The sequence below is a fragment of the Pseudomonas sp. FW305-7 genome (assembly GCF_058786735.1).
Map to the genome: position 1 here is coordinate 147,348 of NZ_JBYSZA010000002.1, position 20,361 is coordinate 167,708.

Here is a 20,361-nt window from a genome sequence, read left to right on the forward strand (position 1 = left end):
CCTCTGTAACGCCGTCGGGGCTGCTCTCTCTAGTGCCATGTCGGGACTGAACAACCTTCCAGCCGACAACCCCTGACGATGACCGAGGATATAAAAATGACGATCAAGACCGCTGCTGCCGGTGCCGCCCTCGCTTTGGCCGCCGCTACCCTGTTTGCCGGTGTCGCAACCAACGCGATGGCCGCCGATGCCAACGTTCACTGCTACGGCGTGAATGCCTGCAAAGGCCAGAACGACTGCAAAACCAAAGACCACGCGTGCAAAGGCATGGGCTCCTGCAAGGGCCAGGGCTTCAAAGCCATGACTCAAGCGGCTTGCGAAAAAGCAGGTGGCAAGGTCGGCGAGTAACTGACCGGCAAGTGCCGCCGCAGTGGCTCACGCCACTGCGGCCACTTTTTATCAGGAGTTTGCTCATGCCCACCTCTGTACCTTTTCTCGGCTACGGCCTGGGATTGCGCAGCGCTTACTACCAGCAGATCCTCGAACAGTCGCCCGACGTGGACTGGTTCGAAGTGGTCTCGGAGAATTTCATGGTGCAGGGCGGCAAGGCCCTGTATCACCTCGATGCCATCGCCGAGCGTTATCCGTTGGTGATGCATGGTGTGTCGCTGTCCATTGGCGGTCCGCATGCCCTTGACGTCGACTATCTGCAACAGCTCAAGCAACTGGCCGAACGGGTCAGGCCAGCGTGGATCTCGGATCACTTGTGCTGGAGCCGCGGTAACGCCCATCAATTGCATGATCTGCTGCCGTTGCCCTACACCGAAGAGAGCCTGGAATACATCGCCGGGCGGGTGATGCAGGTTCAGGATATGTTGCAGCGCCCCTTGGTCCTGGAGAACGTCTCCAGTTACGTCCGTGCAGCCTCGGACGATTTCACCGAATGGGAGTTTCTCGCCCTGTTGAGCCGTGTCAGCGGCTGCGAGTTGCTGCTGGATGTGAACAACGTCTACGTCAGTTCGCGCAACCACGGCTTCGATCCGTGGACCTTCATTCAAAGCCTGCCTGTCGACAAAGTCCGCCAACTGCATCTGGCCGGGCACAGCGATTACGGCGATTACGTGATCGACACCCATGACCATCCGGTGAGCGATCCGGTCTGGGCGTTATACCAGCGCACGCTGGAGCATTTCGGTCCGGTGGCGACTCTGCTGGAACGAGACGACCATTTCCCGCCCTTCGAAGAACTCCTTGATGAATTGCAAAAGACTCGTGAGCTGGGCACCAAGGTCTTGGCCGGGAGGCAGCAATGCGCCTGAATGAATGGCAATTGGCGTTCGAAGCATTTCTGCTCGATGAGACAGCGACGGCCAATCTGAACCTGGACGAGAGCCTGATCGGCGGCCCGACGCTGGATATCGCTACTGGCCTGGCGATCTATCACAACGCCTACAAGGCACGTTTGCTGGAGGTGCTGCGTAACGACTTCGAAGCGATCTGGCAGTGGCTGGGCGACGAGGAGTTTGATCTGCTCGCCACGGCCTACATTCGCCAATCCCCGTCGGCGCACTACAGCCTGCGTTGGCTGGGCAAGGGTTTTGAGGGTTTTATCCGCAAGTATCTGGTGCCCGAGCAGAGCGCGCCATTGGCCGAAATGGCCGCACTGGAGTGGGCATTCACCCTGGCCTTTGATGCGCCGGCGGGTGATCCATTGACGATCGAAAGCATGGCGGCGCTAGCCCCGGAAGAATGGCCAGAACTGCAATTCAAACCGATACCTTCTTTGCAGTGGCTTGATTGCCGCTTCAATAGTCTTGCGCTGTGGCGCTCGGTCAAGGACGGCACTGATTTTCCGGCCAGTGCGGCGCTCGATACGCCCAACATCTGCCTGATCTGGCGCTACGAGCTGATCTGCAACTACCGCAGTCTTGAGTCGGCTGAAGCGGCGGCGCTGAATGGCTTGCTCAATGAAGGCTGGAGCTTTGCCGAACTGTGCACGAATTCAACAGTCACTTATGGTAAGGACGCGCCATTGCAAGCGGTTACCTGGTTGAAGCAGTGGGTGCAGGATGGTTTGCTCGAGCGTCTGCAACGATAGTTTCGGCTGATCAAATCGATAGCCTGCTATTTTTCAAGGATGGTCTACCCTCAGATCTGACGTCTGAAACAAGGGGGATTTTCCATGCTCGCGCAACTTCCACCGGCCTTACAGAATCTGCAGCTTCCGCTTCGCCTGCGGCTCTGGGACGGCCATGAGTTCAATCTGGGGCCGACGCCCAGTGTCACCATCGTGGTCAAGGACCCGCAGATCGTCAGCCAGTTCACCCATCCGAGCCTGGACGCATTAGGGGCGGCGTTCGTTGAAGGCAAACTCGAACTGGAGGGCTCGATCAGTGAGGTCATCCGGGTTTGCGACGAACTGAGTAATGCCTTGCTGGGTGAAGATGACGACACTCAACCTGTGCGTTCTGTCCACGACAAGGAAACCGACGCCAAAGCCATTTCCTATCACTACGACTTGTCCAACGCGTTCTACCAGCTCTGGCTGGACAGCGACATGGCGTATTCCTGTGCCTATTTCGAGACCGGCAGTGAATCGCTCGAACAGGCGCAGCAGGCCAAGTTCCGCCATTTGTGTCGCAAGCTGCGTTTACAGCCCGGTGACTATTTGCTGGATGTCGGCTGCGGCTGGGGCGGACTGGCGCGTTACGCCGCACGGGAATTCGGCGCCAAGGTGTTCGGCATCACCCTGAGCAAGGAACAACTGGAACTGGCGCGCGAGCGGGTCAAAGCTGAAGGCCTGGAAGATCAGGTCGAACTGCAGTTGCTCGACTACCGCGATCTGCCGCAGGACGGTCGATTCGATAAGGTGGTCAGCGTCGGCATGTTCGAACACGTCGGTCACGCCAATCTCGCCGAGTACTGCAAAACCCTGTTTGGCGCGGTGAAGGAGGGCGGTCTGGTGATGAATCACGGCATCACCGCCAAACACACCGATGGCCGCCCGGTGGGGCGTGGTGCCGGGGACTTCATCGAGAAATACGTATTCCCCAACGGTGAGCTGCCGCATCTGGCGATGATCTCGGCCGAGATCAGTGAAGCAGGGCTGGAGATCGTCGACGTCGAAAGTCTGCGTCTGCACTACGCGCGTACGCTGGATCATTGGAGCGAGCGGCTGGAAGACAACCTGGAAGCAGCGGGGAAACTGGTGCCCGATCAGGCGCTACGGATCTGGCGTCTGTACCTGGCCGGTTGCGCCTATGCGTTCGCACGTGGCTGGATCAATCTGCACCAGATCCTTGCGGTGAAGGCGCACGCCGATGGCAGCCATGAGTTGCCATGGACTCGCGACGACATCTATCACCCTTGACCCTTGATCACCTCTTTCCTTTCGGTAGAGAGGCGTTTCAAAGAATCGGTGAAATCAGCCGGGCGATCCGCATGCCGACCTGTTGCAGGCGGTGGATCTCCCGGCTTTCTTCTTTGGCGATCTCGTAGGATTGTTCGAAATCCTTGATGAGCATGTGTTCCACGCTGGCGGCGAAGGCGCTATCGACGGTCAGCAGCATCACCTCGAAATTCAACCGGAACGAACGGTTGTCCAGGTTGGCGCTGCCAATGGCGCTGATCTCGCTGTCGATCAACACCACTTTCTGATGCAGGAAACCGGGTTCGTAGCGGAACACCCGCACGCCGGCGCGAACCGCCTCAAAGGCGTAAAGGCTGGAGGCGGCGTAAACAATGCGGTGATCGGGCCGCGACGGCAGCAGCAAACGTACATCGACCCCGCGCAACACCGCCAGGCGTAAAGCGGCGAACACGGCTTCATCGGGAATGAAGTACGGGCTGGTGATCCACACCCGTTCCGTCGCCGCGTGGATGGCTTCGACGAAGAACAGCGAACAGGTTTCGTAGGCATCCGCCGGGCCACTGGCGAGCAATTGGCAGAGCACGCCGTCATCCGGGTATTCATCCGGCAGGATCAACGGTGGCAATGCACGGGCGGCCCAGAACCAGTCTTCGGCAAACGATTCCTGCATGCACGCCACTACCGGGCCGCGCACTTTTACGTGGGTGTCGCGCCAAGGTGCCAGTGGAGGCTTCTCGCCCATGTATTCATCGCCGACGTTGTGCCCGCCAACAAAACCGACCACGCCATCGACCACGACAATCTTGCGGTGATTACGGAAGTTGACCTGAAAGCGGTTGAGCCAGCCACTGCGCGTGGCGAACGCTTTGACCTCGACGCCGCCATCGCGTAACGCCTGCACATAACTGTGGGGCAGGGCGTGACTGCCAATGCGGTCGTAGAGCAAATGAATCGCCACGCCTTCGGCGGCTTTCTTCAACAGCAGGTCGCGCAGACGTTGGCCGAGTCGATCATCGTGGATGATGAAAAACTGGATGAGCACGGCTTCCTTCGCTTGGTCGATAGCGTGGAAGATTGCCTCGAACGTCGCGGTGCCGTTTACCAGCAATTGGACTTCGTTGTTGGCCAGACATGGCATGCGCCCCAGTTTCGGCATCGCACGCAGCGATGCGTAGGCTTTCGAGGCGCGAGCGGTCAGGGCTTCTTCCACCCAGGGACGCCAGTTCAGTTCGGAGATGGCCTGACGCATATGTTCGTTGGCCTGGCGGCGCGCCTTGATGTAACCATCGAAGGTGCTGCGGCCGAACACCAGATACGGAATAAGCGTCAGGTAAGGAATGAAGATCAGCGACAATGCCCAGGCGATCGAGCCTTGAGCCGTGCGCACGGTCAGCACCGCGTGAATCGCAGCGATCAAACCAAGGGTGTGTATCAGGGCGATCAAATAACCGAAAATGTGCGGTCCGAAATAATCCATGGGGCAGCCTTGCTCCTCAAGATTCAATGCCTTAACAGACCATGTTCTGTGGCGAATGTCGCTATTTAATTGGTGCATGAACCGAAGCAATCGGCCGACGTCTAACGGCCACTACTGATCAGGAGTTACTCGATGAACGTTCGTCTGCTGGGTTTGGCGCTGGGCCTGGGTTTTGCATTGCCGGTGATTGCGCAGGCGCAAATGCTGCAGCCGGGTCTGTGGGAAATGACCTCAAGCAATGTGAAGGTCGATGATCAGCCGATGGATGTGCAATCGATCCTTGGCCAGCTTCAGGGCCAGATGACCCCGCAGCAGCGGGCGGCGCTGGAGAAGAACGGCATCAATATCGGCGGCAAGGGGATCCGCGCTTGCCTGACACCTGAGCAAGTGGCGACCAACGATATTCCGCTGGCCGATCCGCAATCGGGTTGCAAGCAGCAGATCACCGAGCGCAGCGGCAACCAATGGAAGTTTCGTTTCAGCTGCCCGAAAGCGCAGGGTACGGGTGTAGCGACGTTCCTCAGCGATCGGGAGTTCACCACGGTCGCCAACGGTACGTTCAACGCGATCGGTATCAATCAGAAGGGCAGCCTGGAAACCCGCGCGGTGTGGTTGGGTCAGGATTGCGGCGCCGTCAAACCAAGAGCTTAAAAGCTTCGCGAGCAAGCCCGCTCCCACAGGTTCAGCGTGATCCTGTGGGAGCGGGCTTGCCCGCGAAGGCGTCAGTAAAATCAACGCATGAATCGCAGCGGCAATCCCCGACACCCATCATTCACGCGACCCTCGCGCCAGGCGATCTGCCCCGACACCAGCGTTGTGCTCACCCGATGCCGAAAGCTTCGACCCGCAAACGGTGTCCATCCGCATTGCGACAGTATCGTTTGTCGAGACACCTCCGACATCTGCGGTTGAACCAATACCAGATCTGCCCAATAGCCCTCGCGCAGATAACCACGATCCGGAATGGCAAAAAGGTCCGCCACGCGGTGACTGGTCTTCGCCACCAGCGTAGTCAGCGGCACCACGCCATCCGCCACCAGTTCCAGTAACGCCGGCAGCGCATGCTGCACCAATGGCAAACCCGACGGCGCCTCGGCGTAGGGTCGCTGCTTTTCGGCCCAGGTATGCGGCGCGTGATCACTGCCGATCACATCCAGTCGATTGCTCAGTAATGCCTGTCGCAATGCATCGCGGTCGGCTTGGCTCTTGATCGCCGGATTGCATTTGATCAGGTTGCCGAGGTTTGGATAGTCGCGATCATCGAACAACAAATGGTGCAGGCAGACTTCTGCGGTGATGCGTTTTTGCGCCAGCGGTTTGTCCTCGAACAGTTCGAGTTCGCGAGCGGTGCTCAGGTGCAAAACGTGCAGGCGAGTGCCGTGACGTTTGGCCAGGTCCACGGCCAGCGAGGAGGAGCGATAACAGGTTTCAGCATTGCGAATCTGCGAATGCGCCTCTGGCGGCAAACGATCGCCGAACCGTTCACGCAGTCTGGCCGCATTGGTGTCGATGCTCGGCGTGTGTTCGCAGTGAGCCAGCAGGATCGTTGGTACTTCAGCAAACAGCCGTTCAAGAATTTGCGGTTCATCCACCAGCATGTTGCCGGTCGAGGCGCCCATGAATACTTTGACCCCGGCCACCTCACAAGGATTGAGCGCGGCCACAGTGTCGAGGTTGTTCTGGCTGACTCCGAAGTGGAAGCCGTAATTGGCCACCGAACTGATTGCCGCTCGGCGCTTCTTGTCGGCCAGTGCTTCGAGGGTGAGAGTCGCCGGATGGGTATTGGGCATGTCCATGAAACTGGTGATACCCCCCGCGACTGCCGCGCGCGATTCGGTATGAATGCTGCCCTTGGCCGGCGCGCCGGGTTCGCGGAAATGCACCTGGTCATCGATCATGCCCGGCAGCAGCCATTGGCCGCAGGCATCGATTTCCACGCTCGCGTTTTCGCCTTCGATACTGCGAGCAATCTTGACGATGCGACCGTTGCTGACCAATAGATCGCTGTCGAACTCCCGTCCCTCGTTGACCAGCCGTGCGTTGCGGATAAGCACACTGCTCATGGTTCAGAACTCGTTCTGCAAGGCTTTGTAGCCGCGCACCAGATCGACATTGGTTCGCGCCACGTCTTCGGAAAACTCCGAGGCACTGACACTCACCGGCGGGAATAACGAGAGGTCGGTGTTCGGGCCAATGCGCGTAGTGGAGGGTACGTAGAACGCATCCGGCAAGTCGCGCCCGTCGACCACCGAGTTGTGGCGTACCACACAACCATTGCCGACTACGCAATTGAACAACACGCTGTTGAAGCCGATGAATACTCGGTCGCCGACCACGCAGGGGCCGTGCACGATCGAGCGGTGGGCGATGGACGTGTATTGGCCAATGGTCACCGCCGCGCCGGACTTGGAATGGATGACCACGCCGTCCTGAATGTTCGAATTGGCGCCGATGGTGATTGGCTCCATCTCGCCAGTCGCGTCGACTTCGTCGGCGCGGATAACTGCGTAGGGGCCGACGAAAACGTTTTCGCCGATCAGCACTTTGCCGCAGATGATCGCGGTTTTATCGACGTAGGCCGACTCGGCAATTTGCGGCAGATCGCCTGAAGGATTTTTGCGGATCATGGTTGGCTCAGCGCGTTGTAAAGGGTGTTGAGGTTGTATTCGAACAGCCCGGTGAAGGTGCTGGCCGGGCCGCTGGCAGCCAGGGCATCGGAGTAGAGCGTGCCGCCAATGTGTGCGCCGCTTTCGTCGGCGATCTGTTTGAGCAGGCGCGCGTCCTTGATGTTTTCCATGAACACCGCTTTGACGTTGGCCTGACGGATCTGGGTAATCAGCGCCGCCACTTCCGCCGCTGACGGTTCACGCTCGGTGGACAATCCTTGCGGTGCCATGAAGTCGATGCCGTACGCCTGACCGAGGTAACCGAAGGCATCGTGGCTGGTGACGATCTTGCGATTGCCCGGCGGCAGCGAACCGAGTTTGGCCTTGGCTTCGGCGAGCAGGGCGTAGATCTGCTTCAAATAGGATTGGCTGTTGCGCTCGTAGTCCGCCTTGTTCGCCGGGTCGGCGGTGATCAGCGCCTTGGTGATGTTGGCGATGTACAACTCGGCGTTGGCCAGATTGTGCCAGGCATGTGGATCGGGAACGGTTTCGCCGTCCTCATCCAGCGAACGCGGAATCACGCCATGGCTGGCACTGATGATGACGGCTTTGGTTTCAGTGCTGGTTACCAGACGATCAAGCCAGGGTTCAAAACCCAAACCGTTCTTGAAGATCAATTTGGCCTTGAGCAACGCTTTGGCGTCGTCCGGCGTCGGTTCGTAGGTGTGCGCGTCAGCGTCCCGGCCGACCAGATTGGTGATCTGAATGTGCTCGCCGCCGACGTGATGAACCATATCGGCGAGGATGCTGAAACTGGTGACCACTGGCAATTTCTCCGCCGCCGCCGACAACGACATCGACAGCATCAGGCTGAACAGCACGAGTAGAACACGCATCGGGAAACACCTCATTGGGATGTGAGCAACGGTGGGCGGCGCAGCAGCCCATGTACCGGTCCGAACACCACGGACAGCAGATAACCGACGCCGGCTACCAATACGATGGCCGGGCCGCTGGGTAGCGAGTAATAGAAAGACAGCAGTAAGCCGAGCCACACCGACAAGCAGCCGAGGAGGGCGGCGATGGCAATCAGGATCGGCAAGCGTCGACTCCAGAAACGTGAGGCAGCGGCGGGTAGCATCATCAATCCGACGACCATGAGCGCGCCGATTGCCTGGAATCCGATCACCAGATTCAGTACGACCAGGGTCAGGAACACGCCGTGGGCGAGTGGGCCGAGGCGGCTGACGGTTCGCAGGAACAGTGGATCGAGAGTGTCGAGCAGCAGCGGTTTGTAGATGAACATCATGGCAATCAAGCTGAATGCCGAGACCCACAACATGCCGGTGAGGGTCGGGCCATCGACGGCCAATGCTGAGCCGAACAACAGGTGCAGCAGGTCGAGGCGTTTACCGGCCATACCCAGAATCAACACACCGCAGGCCAGCGATATGGGATAGATCGCCGCCAGGCTTGCGTCTTCACGCAGGCCGGTACGGCGGGTAATCCATGCAGCGAGGCCGGCCATGCTCAGGCCTGCTCCGAGACCGCCGAGTGTCAGCGCCGGCAAACTCAGGCCGGCGAACCAAAAGCCAAGTGCTGCTCCGGGGAGGATGCCGTGGGCGACGGCGTCACCAATCAGGCTCATGCGCCGCAGGATCAAGAACACCCCGAGCGGCGCAGTGCTGCAGGCCAGCACCAGGCCGCCAAGCAATGCGCGACGCATGAAGACGAATTCGTTGAACGGTTGCCACAGGGTGACAGTGAGCATCAGGCCACCTGCATGTGCGGGGATTGCTGGATGAGTTCTGCGCTCGCGCCGTAAAGGCAAATTCGGTTTTTGATCAGCAACGTTTTCGGGATGTGTTGGCGAACGGCGGCGAGGTCATGGCAGACCACGACCAGCGTTCGTCCTTCGGCGTGCCAGGCGTGGATGTGTTGCCACAGGAGCTGTTGACCCAGTTCATCGAGTGCGGCGTGGGGTTCGTCGAGGAGCAGCACAGGCGAGTCGGTCAGGCTCAATCGCGCGAGGAGCGCGCGTTGTAGTTGACCACCGGACAGCGCCATCAGCGGGCGATTGTCGAGGCCATTCAGGTGCCAGGCTTCCAATGCCGCGGCGAGGCGTTGGGCGCGCAATTGGGTGGAAAGTCTGCGACCCCAGAATCCCGCGGCAACCAGTTCCTGGAGGCTGATCGGGAATTGACGATCCAGATGCTGTTGTTGTGGGAGGAAGGACACACCACTTTGACGTGGAACACTCAGGGTGACCTGTCCTGCCAAGGGTTTTTGCAGTCCGGCAATGACTTTCAGCAGGCTGCTTTTGCCACAACCATTGGCTCCGATGATTGCCGTCAGACTGCCGCTTTCAAGCTCAAGGGTCAGAGGCGAAGTGAGTGCTTGGCCGGGTGCGCCCCAGCTCAGGTCCTGGCAGCGAATCATGCTAGCTCCCGGTGCCAGGTGCTTTCCGCGACAGCGTCATGGGCATGGAGGCTTTCGGCGTGAATCACTCGCAGGTGGAGTGCGCTGACTCCCGGGGAGCGGCGTAGCGCGAGATTCAATCGGCGTGCGGCGTCTTCGCAGAACATCAGGTTCTGCCCATTGGCCAAGGCGAAGGCTTGTTCGTCTGCACGTTTCACCGCCGTTTGTACGGCGGTGCCGAGCGCTGCTTCAGCGTCGTTGATGATCGTGCTCAGCGGCAACTCGTCTATAAATTCGTCGAGGTGCACGTGCAGTTGGGCGGTGCTGCGTTGACTGTGTGGCGTGGCAACAATGCCTTGGGACGAGCCTAGCCAGGTTAGAACTTCGGCATGTTGCAGTGGCTTGTTGGCGAAATCATTGATGAATTGTTGCTGGATCAATTGCCTCGCCAAGGCTGCTGAGCATGGACAAGTTGAGGAGTATGGCACCTCGATTTTGAGTTCCACGTGGAACACTGTGTTTTTCAGGCTGGCAGAAATGATCGCGGGGTAGGACTTCCACCCAGCCAGAGGGCTGACCATCGCCGGCCTTTTCAGCAGCAAATTCGTATGAATATTCAGGTAGGCGTTAGTGGATAAACCATGGTGGCTGTCGAGGAAAAACTGGAGAAGTCGGCGCAATAGAGCAGGGCGGAGGTTCTCCTCCTCAAGGGCTTCCAAAGCCAGATACAGGCGCGACATGTGAATACCGCGCGCTTCACCATCGTCAAGGCTCACGCCTGCATCAGCCTTCGCGGTCAAGCGTTGGCCATCTAACAAGACCGGTAGCGCTATGCCGCACATGCCCACCCATTCGAGCGGCAAGGCTTGGCGAGCAGATTGTGCGGCGATATCCGGGAGTGTCAGCGAATTCATGTTCGGAACCATCGTGTTGATTGAATTAGATGTTACATTATAACAATTCAAATCACGATGCCTTTTTCATGAACAGGCTTTCATATGCACAGACGTCATTTGCTCACTCTGATTCTAGCCAGCGCCGCCTTCGCTTTACCTATAAGTGGCTCCGCGACACAAATCCGCCAAGCGAGGTTCTGGCGCTCCGATAAAAAGCTTCGGTTGGTGTTCGATTTAAGCGCACCTGTTCGATACAAGGCGTTCAGCCTCAGCGCACCAGAGCGGCTTATTATTGATTTGAGCGGTGCAACGCTCAGTGGAGATTTGAGCCAACTGGCTCTCAACGACACGGTGATTCGTTCGATTCGATCAGGGCAAACGGGGCTGGGCGACACCCGTATCGTTCTCGATCTGAAGGCTCCCGTGCGGCTAAGCAGCTTCCTGCTGGCGCCTCAGGATGGGCAGGGTCATCGCTTGGTATTGGACCTGATCAGTGCAAAACAAGAGTCGACAGTCGCAATGGTTCCACGTGAAACACCTGCGATTAAGGTCCATCGAAAGCGCGACATCATTGTGGTTGTCGATCCTGGCCATGGCGGCAAAGATCCCGGCGCAGTTGGCGCGAAAGGTGAGCGTGAGAAGGACGTTGTACTTTCAATCGCTCAGATGCTCGCCAAACGCCTGAAAAAAGAGAAGGGCTATGACGTAAAACTAGTGCGAAACGACGACTTTTTTGTGCCGTTGCGCAAGCGGGTGGAGATTGCCCGTCAGCATAAGGCTGACCTGTTTATCTCCGTGCATGCTGACGCAGCGCCGCGACTGACGGCCTCAGGCGCATCGGTTTACTGCCTCTCCGAAGGTGGTGCGACATCGGCGACTGCGCGGTTCATGGCGCAGCGCGAGAACGGTGCGGATTTGCTTGGCGCAACAAGTCTGCTCAACCTCAAAGACAAGGATCCGATGCTTGCGGGTGTCATCCTCGACATGTCGATGAACGCCACCATTGCTGCCAGTTTGCAGCTTGGCAGCAAGATTCTGGAGAGTCTGGCGGGGATTACCACACTGCATCAGAAGCGTGTGGAACAGGCAGGCTTTGCAGTGCTCAAGTCACCCGATGTGCCATCGATCCTGGTGGAAACCGGCTTCATTTCCAATGCTCGCGACAGTCAACGTTTAGTCACCAAGAGACATCAGCAGGCCATTGCGGACGGGTTGTACGAGGGCTTGCAGCGCTACTTTCAGAAAAATCCGCCGATCGACAGCTTTCTGGCCTGGCAGCAGGAGCAGCCCATAAGCCTGGTTTAGCAGCCGCTAATCCGGCTACAGGTAAATTTTGCGCTACTGCCTCCCGAGCTGGAGAAACGATTGATCGTCGTCCATCCCACGCGTCGGGTGTAGCCCACCCAGGCTTCACCGTCGGAGGCGATACCGGTGAAGAACGTCAGTTGGCCGAAGCGGCTGTTGGTTTGTGCCCAATAGCGTTGGCCGTTCTTCTCGAAACCTCGCAGGTAGAGCGTACTGCCAACAGTGTTGACGCTGTAGGCATTGCCGTCGACATCCATGCAGGCCAGCAGATTGGCGCTACGCGTGCAGGTGGCGGGCGCAGAATTCTTCGCCCAGGCGCTAGCGGCTGTTAACAACGCCAGACTCAATATTGAGCATTTCAGCGCTTCTTTCATGACATTTCCTGAGCGGCGTATTGATCGCAGCTTCCGACTCTTGGTCGTGAAGAGCAAGGGCGGGGCTGGCTAATTCACATTGTTATACTATAACATAAATTTGAACTGAGCCTGATTCGGTCGATTTCAAGCGTTTAGCTTCCTGCAAATCCATTGTTTGAAGCCCAAAAACGTCCAGCGCTACGCAAAAGCGCAGATCGGCTGCCACTTGTAGAGGATTACCCAATGTCAGCCGCACTGCCTGTGACCGTTCTTTCCGGATTTTTGGGCGCCGGAAAAAGTACACTTTTGAATTACGTACTACGTAATCGGCAAGGGCTGCGTGTGGCAGTCATCGTTAACGATATGAGCGAGATCAATATCGATGGCAGCGAAGTTCAGCGTGATGTAAGCCTGAACCGCGCTGAAGAAAAGCTTGTGGAAATGAGTAATGGCTGTATCTGCTGTACGTTACGCGAAGACTTGCTTGAAGAAGTCAGCAAACTGGCCCGCGATGGACGATTCGATTACTTGTTGATCGAATCCACCGGCATCTCCGAGCCTCTGCCGGTCGCGGAGACCTTCACCTTCCGCGATGAGCAGGGCCAAAGCCTCGCCGATATCGCCCGGCTAGACACCATGGTCACTGTAGTCGACGGGGTGAATTTCCTCCTCGACTATCAGGCCGCAGAATGTCTCGCCTCCCGCGGAGAAGTCCTTGGCGAAGAGGACGAACGCTCCATCACCGACTTGTTGATCGAGCAAATCGAATTCGCCGATGTACTGCTGATCAGCAAGATCGATTTGATCAGCCAGCGGGAGCGTGAAGAACTGGTCGCCATTCTCAAGCGCCTCAACGCCCACGCCGAAATCATCCCGATGGTGATGGGGGAGGTACCGCTGGACAGCATTATCAATACCGGCCGTTTCGACTTCGAGAAAGCCGCACAAGCGCCGGGTTGGTTAAAGGAATTGCGCGGTGCGCACGTCCCGGAAACCGACGAGTACGGCATCGCATCCACTGCTTATCGCGCGCGCCGACCCTTTCACCCGCAACGCTTCTTCAACTTCATCGACCGCCCGTGGCTCAACGGCAAATTGCTGCGCTCCAAAGGTTTTTTCTGGCTGGCCAGCAAGCCGAATGACGCCGGCAGTTGGTCGCAGGCCGGCGGTTTGATGCGTCATGGTTTTGCCGGGCGTTGGTGGCGTTTTGTACCGAAAGACCAGTGGCCGCAAGATCAGGAAAGCACCCTGGCGATCATGGAAAACTGGACGCCGAGCGTCGGAGATTGTCGTCAGGAGCTGGTGTTCATCGGCCAGAACATCAATTTCCCTCAGCTCTCAGGCGAACTCGATGATTGCCTGCTGACCGACGAGGAAATGGCGCTCGGTGTGGAAGGCTGGCGGTTGCTGGCGGATCCGTTTGGCCCTTGGCACGCAGAGGTGGCCTGATGCTCGCGTTGAAAATGCTCCACGACCGTACGCGTCATCAGCATCAAGGTAATACGCCAAAAGCACTGATACGGATTCTGGAAGATGACGTAAACCTCGCCATATGGCAGCGACAATTACCGCTGCACATCGCCGACTTTGCCAGTGTGCTGTTGTCACTCAACGAACCCTTGGCCGAGTCGCTGTGCCTGGAGATCAATGACGAAGACGCCGATCCTGATCTCACTGGGCTGGCCACAAGCTTCCGCGATCTGGAGGGCTACGAAGGCTTTATCGCTGACTTGAAATGGCTGGTCGGCGCGTTCGCCTGCCTGCTCGGTGCGCGGCGTATTGGCCTGCGCTTGCGCGTGCTGGATAAGGCCATGTGCCCGCGTTTCCACGTCGACCATGTTCCGGTGCGGCTGATCACGACCTATGCCGGCATTGGCAGTGAATGGCTCGAGGAAGGTGCAATGGATCGTCGTCAGCTTGGCCAGGCAAACGCCGAGCCGCACGAGCCCCGGCAGATTCAGCGACTCAAGAGTGGCGAAGTGGCGCTATTGAAAGGCGAAAAATGGCACGGCAACGAAGGTTTCGGGCTGATCCACCGCTCGCCGCAATTGGCGCCCGGCGAGCGTCGGTTGATGCTGACCCTCGACTGGCTCGGCTAGCGCTTCAAGGCTTGAGCCACGCGCCTTGGCTCTGACTTTCGCAATACGGCTTCAAGTAGGCCGCATCGGTGGCGACGCCGTAATAGTGGATATCCTGGCGATAGGGCATATTGGCGACTTGGGCGTTGCTGCACACGCCAAATGCCCCGCTCGGGCATTGATCGACGTACTGCACGTCGACCTTTTGCCCGGCCAGCGTTGGCTGACAGAAGCCGTCGTTAAACAGTTTTTCCGGGATGTTGCGGTTCTGCTGGCAGACTTTGACGTCGAGCCGTTCGCTCTGACTATGCACCACACAGGCCTGGGCCAGGACTTCGCTCGACACCAGCAGCAACAGCAACGACCATCCGTTTAAACGCATCTTCGACCCCCTCAGAAACTCTCCTCAGACAAGTGCCGGCCATGTTGCAGAACATTCCTACCCATGTCATCGCAGGCCCGCTGGGCGCTGGCAAGACCAGCCTGATTCGCCAGCTCATGGCGCAACGGCCGGCGGATGAGCGCTGGGCGGTGCTGATCAACGAGTTCGGTCAGATCGGCCTCGATGCCGCGCTGCTGACCAGCGACGGCGATGGTATCGCACTGGGCGAAGTGGCCGGGGGCTGTTTGTGTTGCGTGAATGGTGCGCCGTTTCAGATCGGCCTTGGACGGTTGCTGCGCAAGGCCAGGCCGCATCGGCTGTTTATAGAACCGTCCGGACTGGGCCATCCTGCGCAATTGCTCAAGCAACTGAGCGAGGCGCCATGGCTGGGTGTACTGACGGTTCAGCCGTGTGTTTTGGTACTGGATGCTCAAGCACTCCAGGCGGGTAAACCGTTGCCGGCAGCTCAACAGCAAGCATTGGCCAGCGCCGGTTTGCTGTTGCTGAACAAGGCTGAAAATCTGGATGAAGCCGCCCGACAGACGATATCCAGTCAGTTGCCGCCAGTCAGGCAGATCTGGACACAGCAGGCACAACTGTCAGTGAGCGAATTGCCGGGGTTGGCCATTCGAGCGGTGGCAGCTGTGGATAACCTGATCATGCCAAACGGTGCCGCGCCAATGCCGGCGCTCTGGAGCGACCCGACGCTGCCGATTTGTCTGAGTCAGGCGCAGGAGGGCGGATGGAGTGTCGGTTGGCGCTGGCATCCGAGCCAGACATTCGATCGACAAAGCCTCGACGATTGGCTCAGCGGTCTTACCTGGAACAGAGCGAAAATGGTTATCCACAGCACCGATGGCTGGACGTCAGCCAATGCTCTGGATAACGCAGCGCTCATTTGGCAAACCAGTGAATGGCGCAAGGACTCACGGATCGAACTGATTTTCGCCGATCCACAGAGCATCGCCGAGTTGCAGGCCGGGTTGGCGCAGTGCCGGATTCAGCCGAGCTGATTCACGGCTTCCACTTGGTGTGTTCCTGCCGCCACTGACTCAGCTCGATCACCTCGGCCCGGGGCTTGTGCACCTCGACCACCGGCGGCGTATCGTCGAACGGTGCCGGGTAAGGTGCCAGCTCGATCTGCGCACTGTGCGCGCCAAACTGGGTGATGGTGCCGTTGTGACGGGTCTCGCCGGTCACGGTGAACTCGAAGTTGTACACCCGCGCCAGACGTCGACGGCCGTTGGCGTCCTTGATGAAACCGATTTTCTTCAGCGCCACGTTGCCGTCGAGCAGCTCGACACGCACGTTCAGGCAATGTTGCTTGACCCGTTCCAGCGCCCGCTCGCGCAAGCCATGGTTGTGCCACAACCAGGCGCCGGCAGCGGCGAACAGCATCAGCACGAAGATGTTTTCGAGGGTCAGCATCAACAAGGGACTCCAAAAGATAGCGTCAGCTTAACTGCGTCGCCGGTCTGTCGTACAGGCTGCGTTTCGTCGCATACTGCGCGGCTTGAATTTCAATCGTTTTACGGAAAAACCCGAATGAAACGTACGCCTCATCTGCTCGCCATCCAGTCCCACGTGGTGTTCGGCCACGCCGGCAACAGCGCTGCGGTTTTTCCGATGCAGCGCGTCGGGGTGAATGTCTGGCCACTCAACACCGTGCAGTTTTCCAACCACACGCAGTACGGCCAATGGGCGGGCGAAGTGCTCCCGCCGCAGCAGATTCCCGAATTGATCGAAGGCATCGCGGCCATCGGCGAGCTGGGCAACTGCGACGCGGTGCTGTCCGGCTATCTCGGCAGCGCGGCGCAGGGCCGGGCGATTCTCAGTGGTGTGGCGCGCATCAAAGCGGTCAATCCCAAGGCTTTGTATCTGTGCGATCCGGTGATGGGGCATCCGGAGAAGGGTTGCAGTGTGCCCGCCGAAGTCAGCGACTTTCTGTTGGACGAGGCGGCCGCCGTGGCGGACTTCATGTGCCCGAATCAACTGGAGCTGGACAGCTTCTCCGAGCGCAAGCCGCAGTCGCTGTTCGATTGCCTGGCGATGGCGCGGGCGCTACTGGCGCGTGGGCCGAAAGCCGTGCTGGTCAAGCATCTGGATTACCCGGGCAAGCCGGCGGATGGTTTCGAGATGTTGTTGGTAACCGCCGAGGGCAGTTGGCATCTGCGTCGCCCGCTGCTGGCATTTCCGCGTCAGCCGGTGGGCGTGGGCGACCTGACGTCCGGATTGTTCCTGGCGCGGGTTTTACTGGGAGACAGTCTGGTCGCTGCGTTCGAATTCACGGCGGCGGCAGTGCATGAAGTGCTGCTGGAGACTCAGGCGTGCGCCAGTTATGAGCTGCAACTGGTGCGGGCGCAGGATCGGATTGCGCATCCGCGGGTGAAGTTCGAGGCGACCGCGATCAGTCTGTAAGACCGCGTTACCCCATTCGCGAGCAGGCTTGCTCCCACATTTGGTGTGTGTACGCCACCGATCCTATGTGGGAGCGAGCCTGCTCGCGAAAGCTTTCGTCAGATCGCTACCAATCTCAGGCGTCGCCCTTGATCTCCTGATAGCGCTTTTCCAGCTCCTGGCGAATCTGCCGGCGCTGCTGAGCCTGCATGTAGCGGCGTTTGTCTTCACTGTTCTGCGGTTGCAGCGGCGGCACGGCGGCCGGTTTGCGCTGGTCATCCACCGCGACCATGGTGAAGAAACAGCTATTGGTGTGGCGCACCGAGCGCTCGCGGATGTTTTCCGTCACCACTTTGATGCCGACCTCCATCGAGGTATTGCCGGTGTAGTTGACCGACGCGAGGAAGGTCACCAGTTCGCCAACATGAATCGGCTCGCGGAAAATCACCTGATCCACCGATAGCGTCACCACGTAGCGGCCGGCATAACGGCTCGCGCAGGCGTAGGCCACTTCGTCGAGGTATTTGAGCAGGGTGCCGCCGTGGACATTGCCAGAGAAGTTGGCCATGTCGGGGGTCATCAGTACCGTCATCGACAGCTGGGCGTTTCCGGGTTCCATAACGTTCTCACGGATCAAGGCTGGTTTGCTGGAAGCGCCTCTGCGGGCGCCTGGTCGCTTTTCAAAAGCACCGTTATCGGGACGCCGGGCGACTGGCCGCCGTCACGCCGGGATCGATCTGTTTCCATATATTGCACCGCCTTTCAGGCGTAAGTCGCGGTGTTACCCTGCAAAAGCCCACCCCAAGGGCAATTCCCACACGAAAAGCGGATTTTTACCCTGCTCGCTCAGATCTTTCTGACGCCTGACTGCGAGCCTCGTCATTCAAGGAGCCCACGCCATGCATGCCATCAGTTTTATTCAGGACCTGGCAGTGATCATGTTGGTCGCGGGTGTGGTGACTGTCCTGTTTCACCGTTTCAAGCAGCCGGTGGTGCTGGGCTACATCGTCGCGGGATTCATCATCGGCCCGCACACCCCGCCATTCGGCCTGATCCACGATGAAGAAACCATCAAGACCCTCGCCGAGCTGGGAGTGATCTTCCTGATGTTCTGTCTCGGGCTGGAGTTCAGCCTGCGCAAGCTGTTCAAGGTCGGCGCCACGGCGTTTATTGCGGCGTTCCTCGAAATCGTCCTGATGATCTGGATTGGCTATGAAATAGGTCGCTGGTTCGACTGGAACACCATGGATTCGCTGTTCCTCGGCGCAATTCTGGCGATCTCCTCGACCACCATCATCGTCAAGGCGCTCAATGATCTGAAGATGAAGAACGAGCGTTTTGCGCAGTTGATCTTCGGCGTGCTGATCGTCGAGGACATTCTCGGCATCGGCATCATCGCTTTGCTCTCGAGCATCGCGGTCAGCGGCACCGTCAGTTCCGGCGAAGTGTTCTCCACGGTGGGCAAGTTGTCGCTGTTCATGATCGTCGCACTGGTCATCGGCATTCTGCTGGTGCCACGTTTGCTGGCCTACGTCGCCAAATTCGAAAGCAACGAGATGCTGCTGATCACCGTGCTGGGCCTGTGTTTCGGCTTCTGCCTGCTGGTGGTCAAGCTCGAATACAGCATGGTGCTGGGCGCGTTCCTGATCGGCGCGATCATGGCCGAGTCGCGGCAACTGCTGAAGATCGAGCGGCTGATCGAGCCGGTGCGTGACCTGTTCAGCGCGATTTTCTTTGTCGCCATCGGCCTGATGCTCGACCCGATGATTCTTCTCCAGTACGCGTGGCCGATTGCGGTCATCACTGTGGCGGTGGTGCTCGGCAAGATGCTGTCCTGCGGGCTCGGTGCGTTCATCGCCGGCAATGACGGACGCACCTCACTGCGGGTAGGGATGGGGCTGTCACAGATTGGCGAATTTTCCTTCATCATCGCCGCGCTCGGGATGACTTTGCAGGTCACCAGCAACTTCCTCTATCCGGTGGCCGTGGCGGTGTCGGTCATCACCACGCTGCTGACGCCTTACCTCATTCGTGCGGCTGACCCGCTGTCGATCAAGCTGTCTGCCGCCATGCCCAAGCCTCTGGCACGGGTGCTCGGGATGTACGGCGAATGGTTGCGCAGCATCCAGCCGCAAGGCGAGGGCGCCATGCTAGCGTCGATGATCCGGCGGATTCTTTTGCAGGTGGGGGTCAATCTGGCGCTGGTGATTGCGATCTTCTTCGCCGGAGCGTACTTCGCCGAACGCATCTCGCTGTCGCTGCACGACTGGATCAGCGATCCGAGCTGGCAGAAGGCGTTGATCTGGGGCGGGGCGTTGCTGGTGTCGTTGCCGTTCCTAATCGCCGCTTATCGCAAGCTCAAGGCGCTGTCGATGCTGCTGGCCGAGATGGGCGTGAAGCCGGAGATGGCCGGAAGGCACACGCAGCGAGTGCGCCGGGTGATCTCCGAGGTGATCCCGATTCTCTCGCTGCTGGTGATTTTCCTGCTGCTGGCAGCCTTGTCGGCCAGTATTCTGCCGACCAACAAGTTGCTGGTGCTGATCGCCGTGGTCGCGGCCGCCGTGGCGGCGCTGCTCTGGCGCTGGTTCATCCGCGTGCACACGCGGATGCAGGTGGCTTTGCTGGAAACCCTCGACAATCACAAGGAGTCGTCGGGGCATTGACCACCCGGGGCATTGGGCAAATCAGCTTTCCAGCCAGACGTCCCGCGCCCAGTGCCACACCGATTCCCAGGATTCTTCGGTGATCAGCTCTTCTTCGCCGGACCACAGCACCACGGTGCCGTCTTCTTCGACGCAGTAATAGTTGTCGCCATCCTGGCAGATCGGGATCAGATCGCGCGGCACGCCGGCGTCCCAGGCATTCGCTGCCACATCCGGCAAATAGGTATGCGATTGCGGGTCGGTGACAGTCACCGGCTCCAGGCTGCCGTAAACCACGTCGCTGACGGTCAGCAAAAACTCTTTGAAGACGAATGGAATGTTGATGAAGAGTTCTTCTTCGACTTCCACCAGTTGGTCTTCGTCAGGCAACTCCAATGGAACCGGTACGGGTTCGTTGGCTTCGCGCAGTTGTTCGATGATTTCTTCCACGTCCGGGATCCTCTTGCTTGAATGGCGCGGTTTATATGGGCCGG

Annotated in this window: 23 protein-coding genes; 11 read left to right on the forward strand and 12 right to left on the reverse strand. The window is 58.8% G+C overall.

Annotated elements, in window-relative coordinates:
- The first annotated feature begins 96 nt into the window (after positions 1-96).
- The 4 genes from bufA2 (at position 97) to cfaB (ending at position 3,310) form a co-directional block, all read left to right on the forward strand.
- The gene (bufA2, locus tag AC3WMT_RS03730) at positions 97-348 is read left to right on the forward strand and encodes a BufA2 family periplasmic bufferin-type metallophore (protein WP_103302797.1); all 252 of its coding nucleotides are present in this window, start codon (positions 97-99) and stop codon (positions 346-348) included.
- 65 nt (positions 349-413) lie between these two features.
- Positions 414-1,259: an MNIO family bufferin maturase gene (gene bufB, locus AC3WMT_RS03735; protein WP_103302794.1), complete on the forward strand. Its 846-nt coding sequence runs from the start codon at positions 414-416 to the stop codon at positions 1,257-1,259.
- Positions 1,250-2,038: an HvfC/BufC N-terminal domain-containing protein gene (locus tag AC3WMT_RS03740; RefSeq protein WP_103302792.1), complete on the forward strand. Its 789-nt coding sequence runs from the start codon at positions 1,250-1,252 to the stop codon at positions 2,036-2,038. Before bufB ends, AC3WMT_RS03740 begins: the two co-directional genes overlap by 10 nt.
- Positions 2,039-2,122: 84 nt before the next feature.
- Complete coding sequence (gene cfaB / locus AC3WMT_RS03745; RefSeq protein WP_103302789.1) at positions 2,123-3,310, forward strand: C17 cyclopropane fatty acid synthase CfaB; 1,188 nt, start codon at positions 2,123-2,125, stop codon at positions 3,308-3,310.
- 37 nt (positions 3,311-3,347) lie between these two features.
- Here the strand turns inward: cfaB and cls are convergent, their stop codons facing one another.
- On the reverse strand, positions 3,348-4,787 hold the full coding sequence (gene cls, locus AC3WMT_RS03750; protein ID WP_103302786.1) for a cardiolipin synthase: 1,440 nt from the start codon (positions 4,785-4,787) through the stop codon (positions 3,348-3,350).
- A 132-nt stretch (positions 4,788-4,919) separates the two neighbouring features.
- Here cls and AC3WMT_RS03755 point away from each other — a divergent pair, with 132 nt between their 5' ends.
- Positions 4,920-5,438 carry a DUF3617 domain-containing protein gene (locus tag AC3WMT_RS03755; protein WP_103302784.1) on the forward strand — a complete coding sequence of 173 codons (519 nt, stop codon included), beginning with the start codon at positions 4,920-4,922 and terminating at the stop codon, positions 5,436-5,438.
- Between the two features lie 80 nt (positions 5,439-5,518).
- Here the strand turns inward: AC3WMT_RS03755 and AC3WMT_RS03760 are convergent, their stop codons facing one another.
- Genes AC3WMT_RS03760 through folE2 form a run of 6 tightly spaced genes read right to left on the reverse strand, consistent with a single transcriptional unit; the run spans position 5,519 to position 10,725 of the window.
- On the reverse strand, positions 5,519-6,850 hold the full coding sequence (locus tag AC3WMT_RS03760) for a dihydroorotase (protein ID WP_103302783.1): 1,332 nt from the start codon (positions 6,848-6,850) through the stop codon (positions 5,519-5,521).
- Between the two features lie 3 nt (positions 6,851-6,853).
- Entirely contained in the window at positions 6,854-7,414 is a 561-nt protein-coding gene (locus tag AC3WMT_RS03765) for a gamma carbonic anhydrase family protein (protein WP_103302781.1), read from the reverse strand.
- Positions 7,411-8,289, reverse strand: coding sequence for a metal ABC transporter substrate-binding protein (locus tag AC3WMT_RS03770; protein WP_103302780.1), 879 nt, complete (start codon positions 8,287-8,289; stop codon positions 7,411-7,413). The genes AC3WMT_RS03765 and AC3WMT_RS03770 overlap by 4 nt, the downstream gene beginning before the upstream one ends.
- 11 nt (positions 8,290-8,300) lie before the next feature.
- Positions 8,301-9,164, reverse strand: a complete 864-nt coding sequence (locus AC3WMT_RS03775) for a metal ABC transporter permease (RefSeq protein WP_103302778.1) — start codon at positions 9,162-9,164, stop codon at positions 8,301-8,303.
- Complete coding sequence (locus AC3WMT_RS03780) at positions 9,164-9,832, reverse strand: metal ABC transporter ATP-binding protein (protein ID WP_103302776.1); 669 nt, start codon at positions 9,830-9,832, stop codon at positions 9,164-9,166. Before AC3WMT_RS03780 ends, AC3WMT_RS03775 begins: the two co-directional genes overlap by 1 nt.
- Positions 9,829-10,725, reverse strand: coding sequence for a GTP cyclohydrolase FolE2 (gene folE2, locus AC3WMT_RS03785; RefSeq protein WP_103302774.1), 897 nt, complete (start codon positions 10,723-10,725; stop codon positions 9,829-9,831). Before folE2 ends, AC3WMT_RS03780 begins: the two co-directional genes overlap by 4 nt.
- 84 nt (positions 10,726-10,809) lie before the next feature.
- Between folE2 and AC3WMT_RS03790 the strand changes: the two genes are divergently transcribed.
- On the forward strand, positions 10,810-12,012 hold the full coding sequence (locus tag AC3WMT_RS03790) for an N-acetylmuramoyl-L-alanine amidase (RefSeq protein ID WP_103302772.1): 1,203 nt from the start codon (positions 10,810-10,812) through the stop codon (positions 12,010-12,012).
- Here the strand turns inward: AC3WMT_RS03790 and AC3WMT_RS03795 are convergent.
- On the reverse strand, positions 12,009-12,386 hold the full coding sequence (locus AC3WMT_RS03795; protein WP_103302771.1) for a glutamine synthetase: 378 nt from the start codon (positions 12,384-12,386) through the stop codon (positions 12,009-12,011). The two genes, AC3WMT_RS03790 and AC3WMT_RS03795, sit on opposite strands and share 4 nt — an antisense overlap.
- Before the next feature lie 225 nt (positions 12,387-12,611).
- On the opposite strand from AC3WMT_RS03795, the gene zigA reads away from it, so the two are divergent.
- Positions 12,612-13,817, forward strand: coding sequence for a zinc metallochaperone GTPase ZigA (gene zigA / locus AC3WMT_RS03800; protein ID WP_103302769.1), 1,206 nt, complete (start codon positions 12,612-12,614; stop codon positions 13,815-13,817).
- Complete coding sequence (locus AC3WMT_RS03805; RefSeq protein ID WP_103302767.1) at positions 13,817-14,467, forward strand: DUF1826 domain-containing protein; 651 nt, start codon at positions 13,817-13,819, stop codon at positions 14,465-14,467. Before zigA ends, AC3WMT_RS03805 begins: the two co-directional genes overlap by 1 nt.
- Positions 14,468-14,471: 4 nt before the next feature.
- On the opposite strand, the gene AC3WMT_RS03810 is transcribed toward AC3WMT_RS03805, so the two are convergent.
- Positions 14,472-14,828: an NADH:ubiquinone oxidoreductase gene (locus AC3WMT_RS03810; protein ID WP_103302765.1), complete on the reverse strand. Its 357-nt coding sequence runs from the start codon at positions 14,826-14,828 to the stop codon at positions 14,472-14,474.
- Between the two features lie 41 nt (positions 14,829-14,869).
- On the opposite strand from AC3WMT_RS03810, the gene AC3WMT_RS03815 reads away from it, so the two are divergent.
- The gene (locus tag AC3WMT_RS03815; protein WP_103302763.1) at positions 14,870-15,841 is read left to right on the forward strand and encodes a CobW family GTP-binding protein; all 972 of its coding nucleotides are present in this window, start codon (positions 14,870-14,872) and stop codon (positions 15,839-15,841) included.
- A 1-nt stretch (position 15,842) separates the two neighbouring features.
- Here AC3WMT_RS03815 and AC3WMT_RS03820 read toward each other — a convergent pair whose 3' ends face one another.
- Positions 15,843-16,256 carry a DUF3301 domain-containing protein gene (locus AC3WMT_RS03820; RefSeq protein ID WP_064389782.1) on the reverse strand — a complete coding sequence of 138 codons (414 nt, stop codon included), beginning with the start codon at positions 16,254-16,256 and terminating at the stop codon, positions 15,843-15,845.
- Positions 16,257-16,373: 117 nt separating this feature from the next.
- Between AC3WMT_RS03820 and pdxY the strand changes: the two genes are divergently transcribed.
- Positions 16,374-17,246: a pyridoxal kinase PdxY gene (gene pdxY / locus AC3WMT_RS03825; RefSeq protein ID WP_103302762.1), complete on the forward strand. Its 873-nt coding sequence runs from the start codon at positions 16,374-16,376 to the stop codon at positions 17,244-17,246.
- 115 nt (positions 17,247-17,361) lie between these two features.
- Here the strand turns inward: pdxY and AC3WMT_RS03830 are convergent, their stop codons facing one another.
- Positions 17,362-17,844 (reverse strand): acyl-CoA thioesterase, encoded by a 483-nt coding sequence (locus tag AC3WMT_RS03830; RefSeq protein WP_003229693.1) that lies wholly within the window; start codon positions 17,842-17,844, stop codon positions 17,362-17,364.
- A gap of 280 nt (positions 17,845-18,124) precedes the next feature.
- Between AC3WMT_RS03830 and AC3WMT_RS03835 the strand changes: the two genes are divergently transcribed.
- Positions 18,125-19,888, forward strand: a complete 1,764-nt coding sequence (locus AC3WMT_RS03835) for a cation:proton antiporter (protein ID WP_103302760.1) — start codon at positions 18,125-18,127, stop codon at positions 19,886-19,888.
- Between the two features lie 21 nt (positions 19,889-19,909).
- Here AC3WMT_RS03835 and AC3WMT_RS03840 read toward each other — a convergent pair whose 3' ends face one another.
- On the reverse strand, positions 19,910-20,317 hold the full coding sequence (locus AC3WMT_RS03840; RefSeq protein ID WP_007995855.1) for an SMI1/KNR4 family protein: 408 nt from the start codon (positions 20,315-20,317) through the stop codon (positions 19,910-19,912).
- Positions 20,318-20,361: the final 44 nt, after the last annotated feature.

What these genes read in the sequence shown, in the direction of transcription:
- AC3WMT_RS03835 (WP_103302760.1), top strand. Translation starts at nt 18,125, where the DNA reads ATGCATGCCATCAGTTTTATTCAGGACCTGGCAGTGATCATGTTGGTC.
- cls (WP_103302786.1), bottom strand. Translation starts at nt 4,787, where the DNA reads ATGGATTATTTCGGACCGCACATTTTCGGTTATTTGATCGCCCTGATA.
- AC3WMT_RS03810 (WP_103302765.1), bottom strand. Translation starts at nt 14,828, where the DNA reads ATGCGTTTAAACGGATGGTCGTTGCTGTTGCTGCTGGTGTCGAGCGAA.
- pdxY (WP_103302762.1), top strand. Translation starts at nt 16,374, where the DNA reads ATGAAACGTACGCCTCATCTGCTCGCCATCCAGTCCCACGTGGTGTTC.
- AC3WMT_RS03795 (WP_103302771.1), bottom strand. Translation starts at nt 12,386, where the DNA reads ATGAAAGAAGCGCTGAAATGCTCAATATTGAGTCTGGCGTTGTTAACA.
- cfaB (WP_103302789.1), top strand. Translation starts at nt 2,123, where the DNA reads ATGCTCGCGCAACTTCCACCGGCCTTACAGAATCTGCAGCTTCCGCTT.
- AC3WMT_RS03775 (WP_103302778.1), bottom strand. Translation starts at nt 9,164, where the DNA reads ATGCTCACTGTCACCCTGTGGCAACCGTTCAACGAATTCGTCTTCATG.
- AC3WMT_RS03830 (WP_003229693.1), bottom strand. Translation starts at nt 17,844, where the DNA reads ATGGAACCCGGAAACGCCCAGCTGTCGATGACGGTACTGATGACCCCC.
- bufB (WP_103302794.1), top strand. Translation starts at nt 414, where the DNA reads ATGCCCACCTCTGTACCTTTTCTCGGCTACGGCCTGGGATTGCGCAGC.
- bufA2 (WP_103302797.1), top strand. Translation starts at nt 97, where the DNA reads ATGACGATCAAGACCGCTGCTGCCGGTGCCGCCCTCGCTTTGGCCGCC.
- AC3WMT_RS03805 (WP_103302767.1), top strand. Translation starts at nt 13,817, where the DNA reads ATGCTCGCGTTGAAAATGCTCCACGACCGTACGCGTCATCAGCATCAA.
- zigA (WP_103302769.1), top strand. Translation starts at nt 12,612, where the DNA reads ATGTCAGCCGCACTGCCTGTGACCGTTCTTTCCGGATTTTTGGGCGCC.
- folE2 (WP_103302774.1), bottom strand. Translation starts at nt 10,725, where the DNA reads ATGAATTCGCTGACACTCCCGGATATCGCCGCACAATCTGCTCGCCAA.
- AC3WMT_RS03815 (WP_103302763.1), top strand. Translation starts at nt 14,870, where the DNA reads ATGTTGCAGAACATTCCTACCCATGTCATCGCAGGCCCGCTGGGCGCT.
- AC3WMT_RS03760 (WP_103302783.1), bottom strand. Translation starts at nt 6,850, where the DNA reads ATGAGCAGTGTGCTTATCCGCAACGCACGGCTGGTCAACGAGGGACGG.
- AC3WMT_RS03780 (WP_103302776.1), bottom strand. Translation starts at nt 9,832, where the DNA reads ATGATTCGCTGCCAGGACCTGAGCTGGGGCGCACCCGGCCAAGCACTC.
- AC3WMT_RS03755 (WP_103302784.1), top strand. Translation starts at nt 4,920, where the DNA reads ATGAACGTTCGTCTGCTGGGTTTGGCGCTGGGCCTGGGTTTTGCATTG.
- AC3WMT_RS03790 (WP_103302772.1), top strand. Translation starts at nt 10,810, where the DNA reads ATGCACAGACGTCATTTGCTCACTCTGATTCTAGCCAGCGCCGCCTTC.
- AC3WMT_RS03765 (WP_103302781.1), bottom strand. Translation starts at nt 7,414, where the DNA reads ATGATCCGCAAAAATCCTTCAGGCGATCTGCCGCAAATTGCCGAGTCG.
- AC3WMT_RS03820 (WP_064389782.1), bottom strand. Translation starts at nt 16,256, where the DNA reads ATGCTGACCCTCGAAAACATCTTCGTGCTGATGCTGTTCGCCGCTGCC.
- AC3WMT_RS03770 (WP_103302780.1), bottom strand. Translation starts at nt 8,289, where the DNA reads ATGCGTGTTCTACTCGTGCTGTTCAGCCTGATGCTGTCGATGTCGTTG.
- AC3WMT_RS03740 (WP_103302792.1), top strand. Translation starts at nt 1,250, where the DNA reads ATGCGCCTGAATGAATGGCAATTGGCGTTCGAAGCATTTCTGCTCGAT.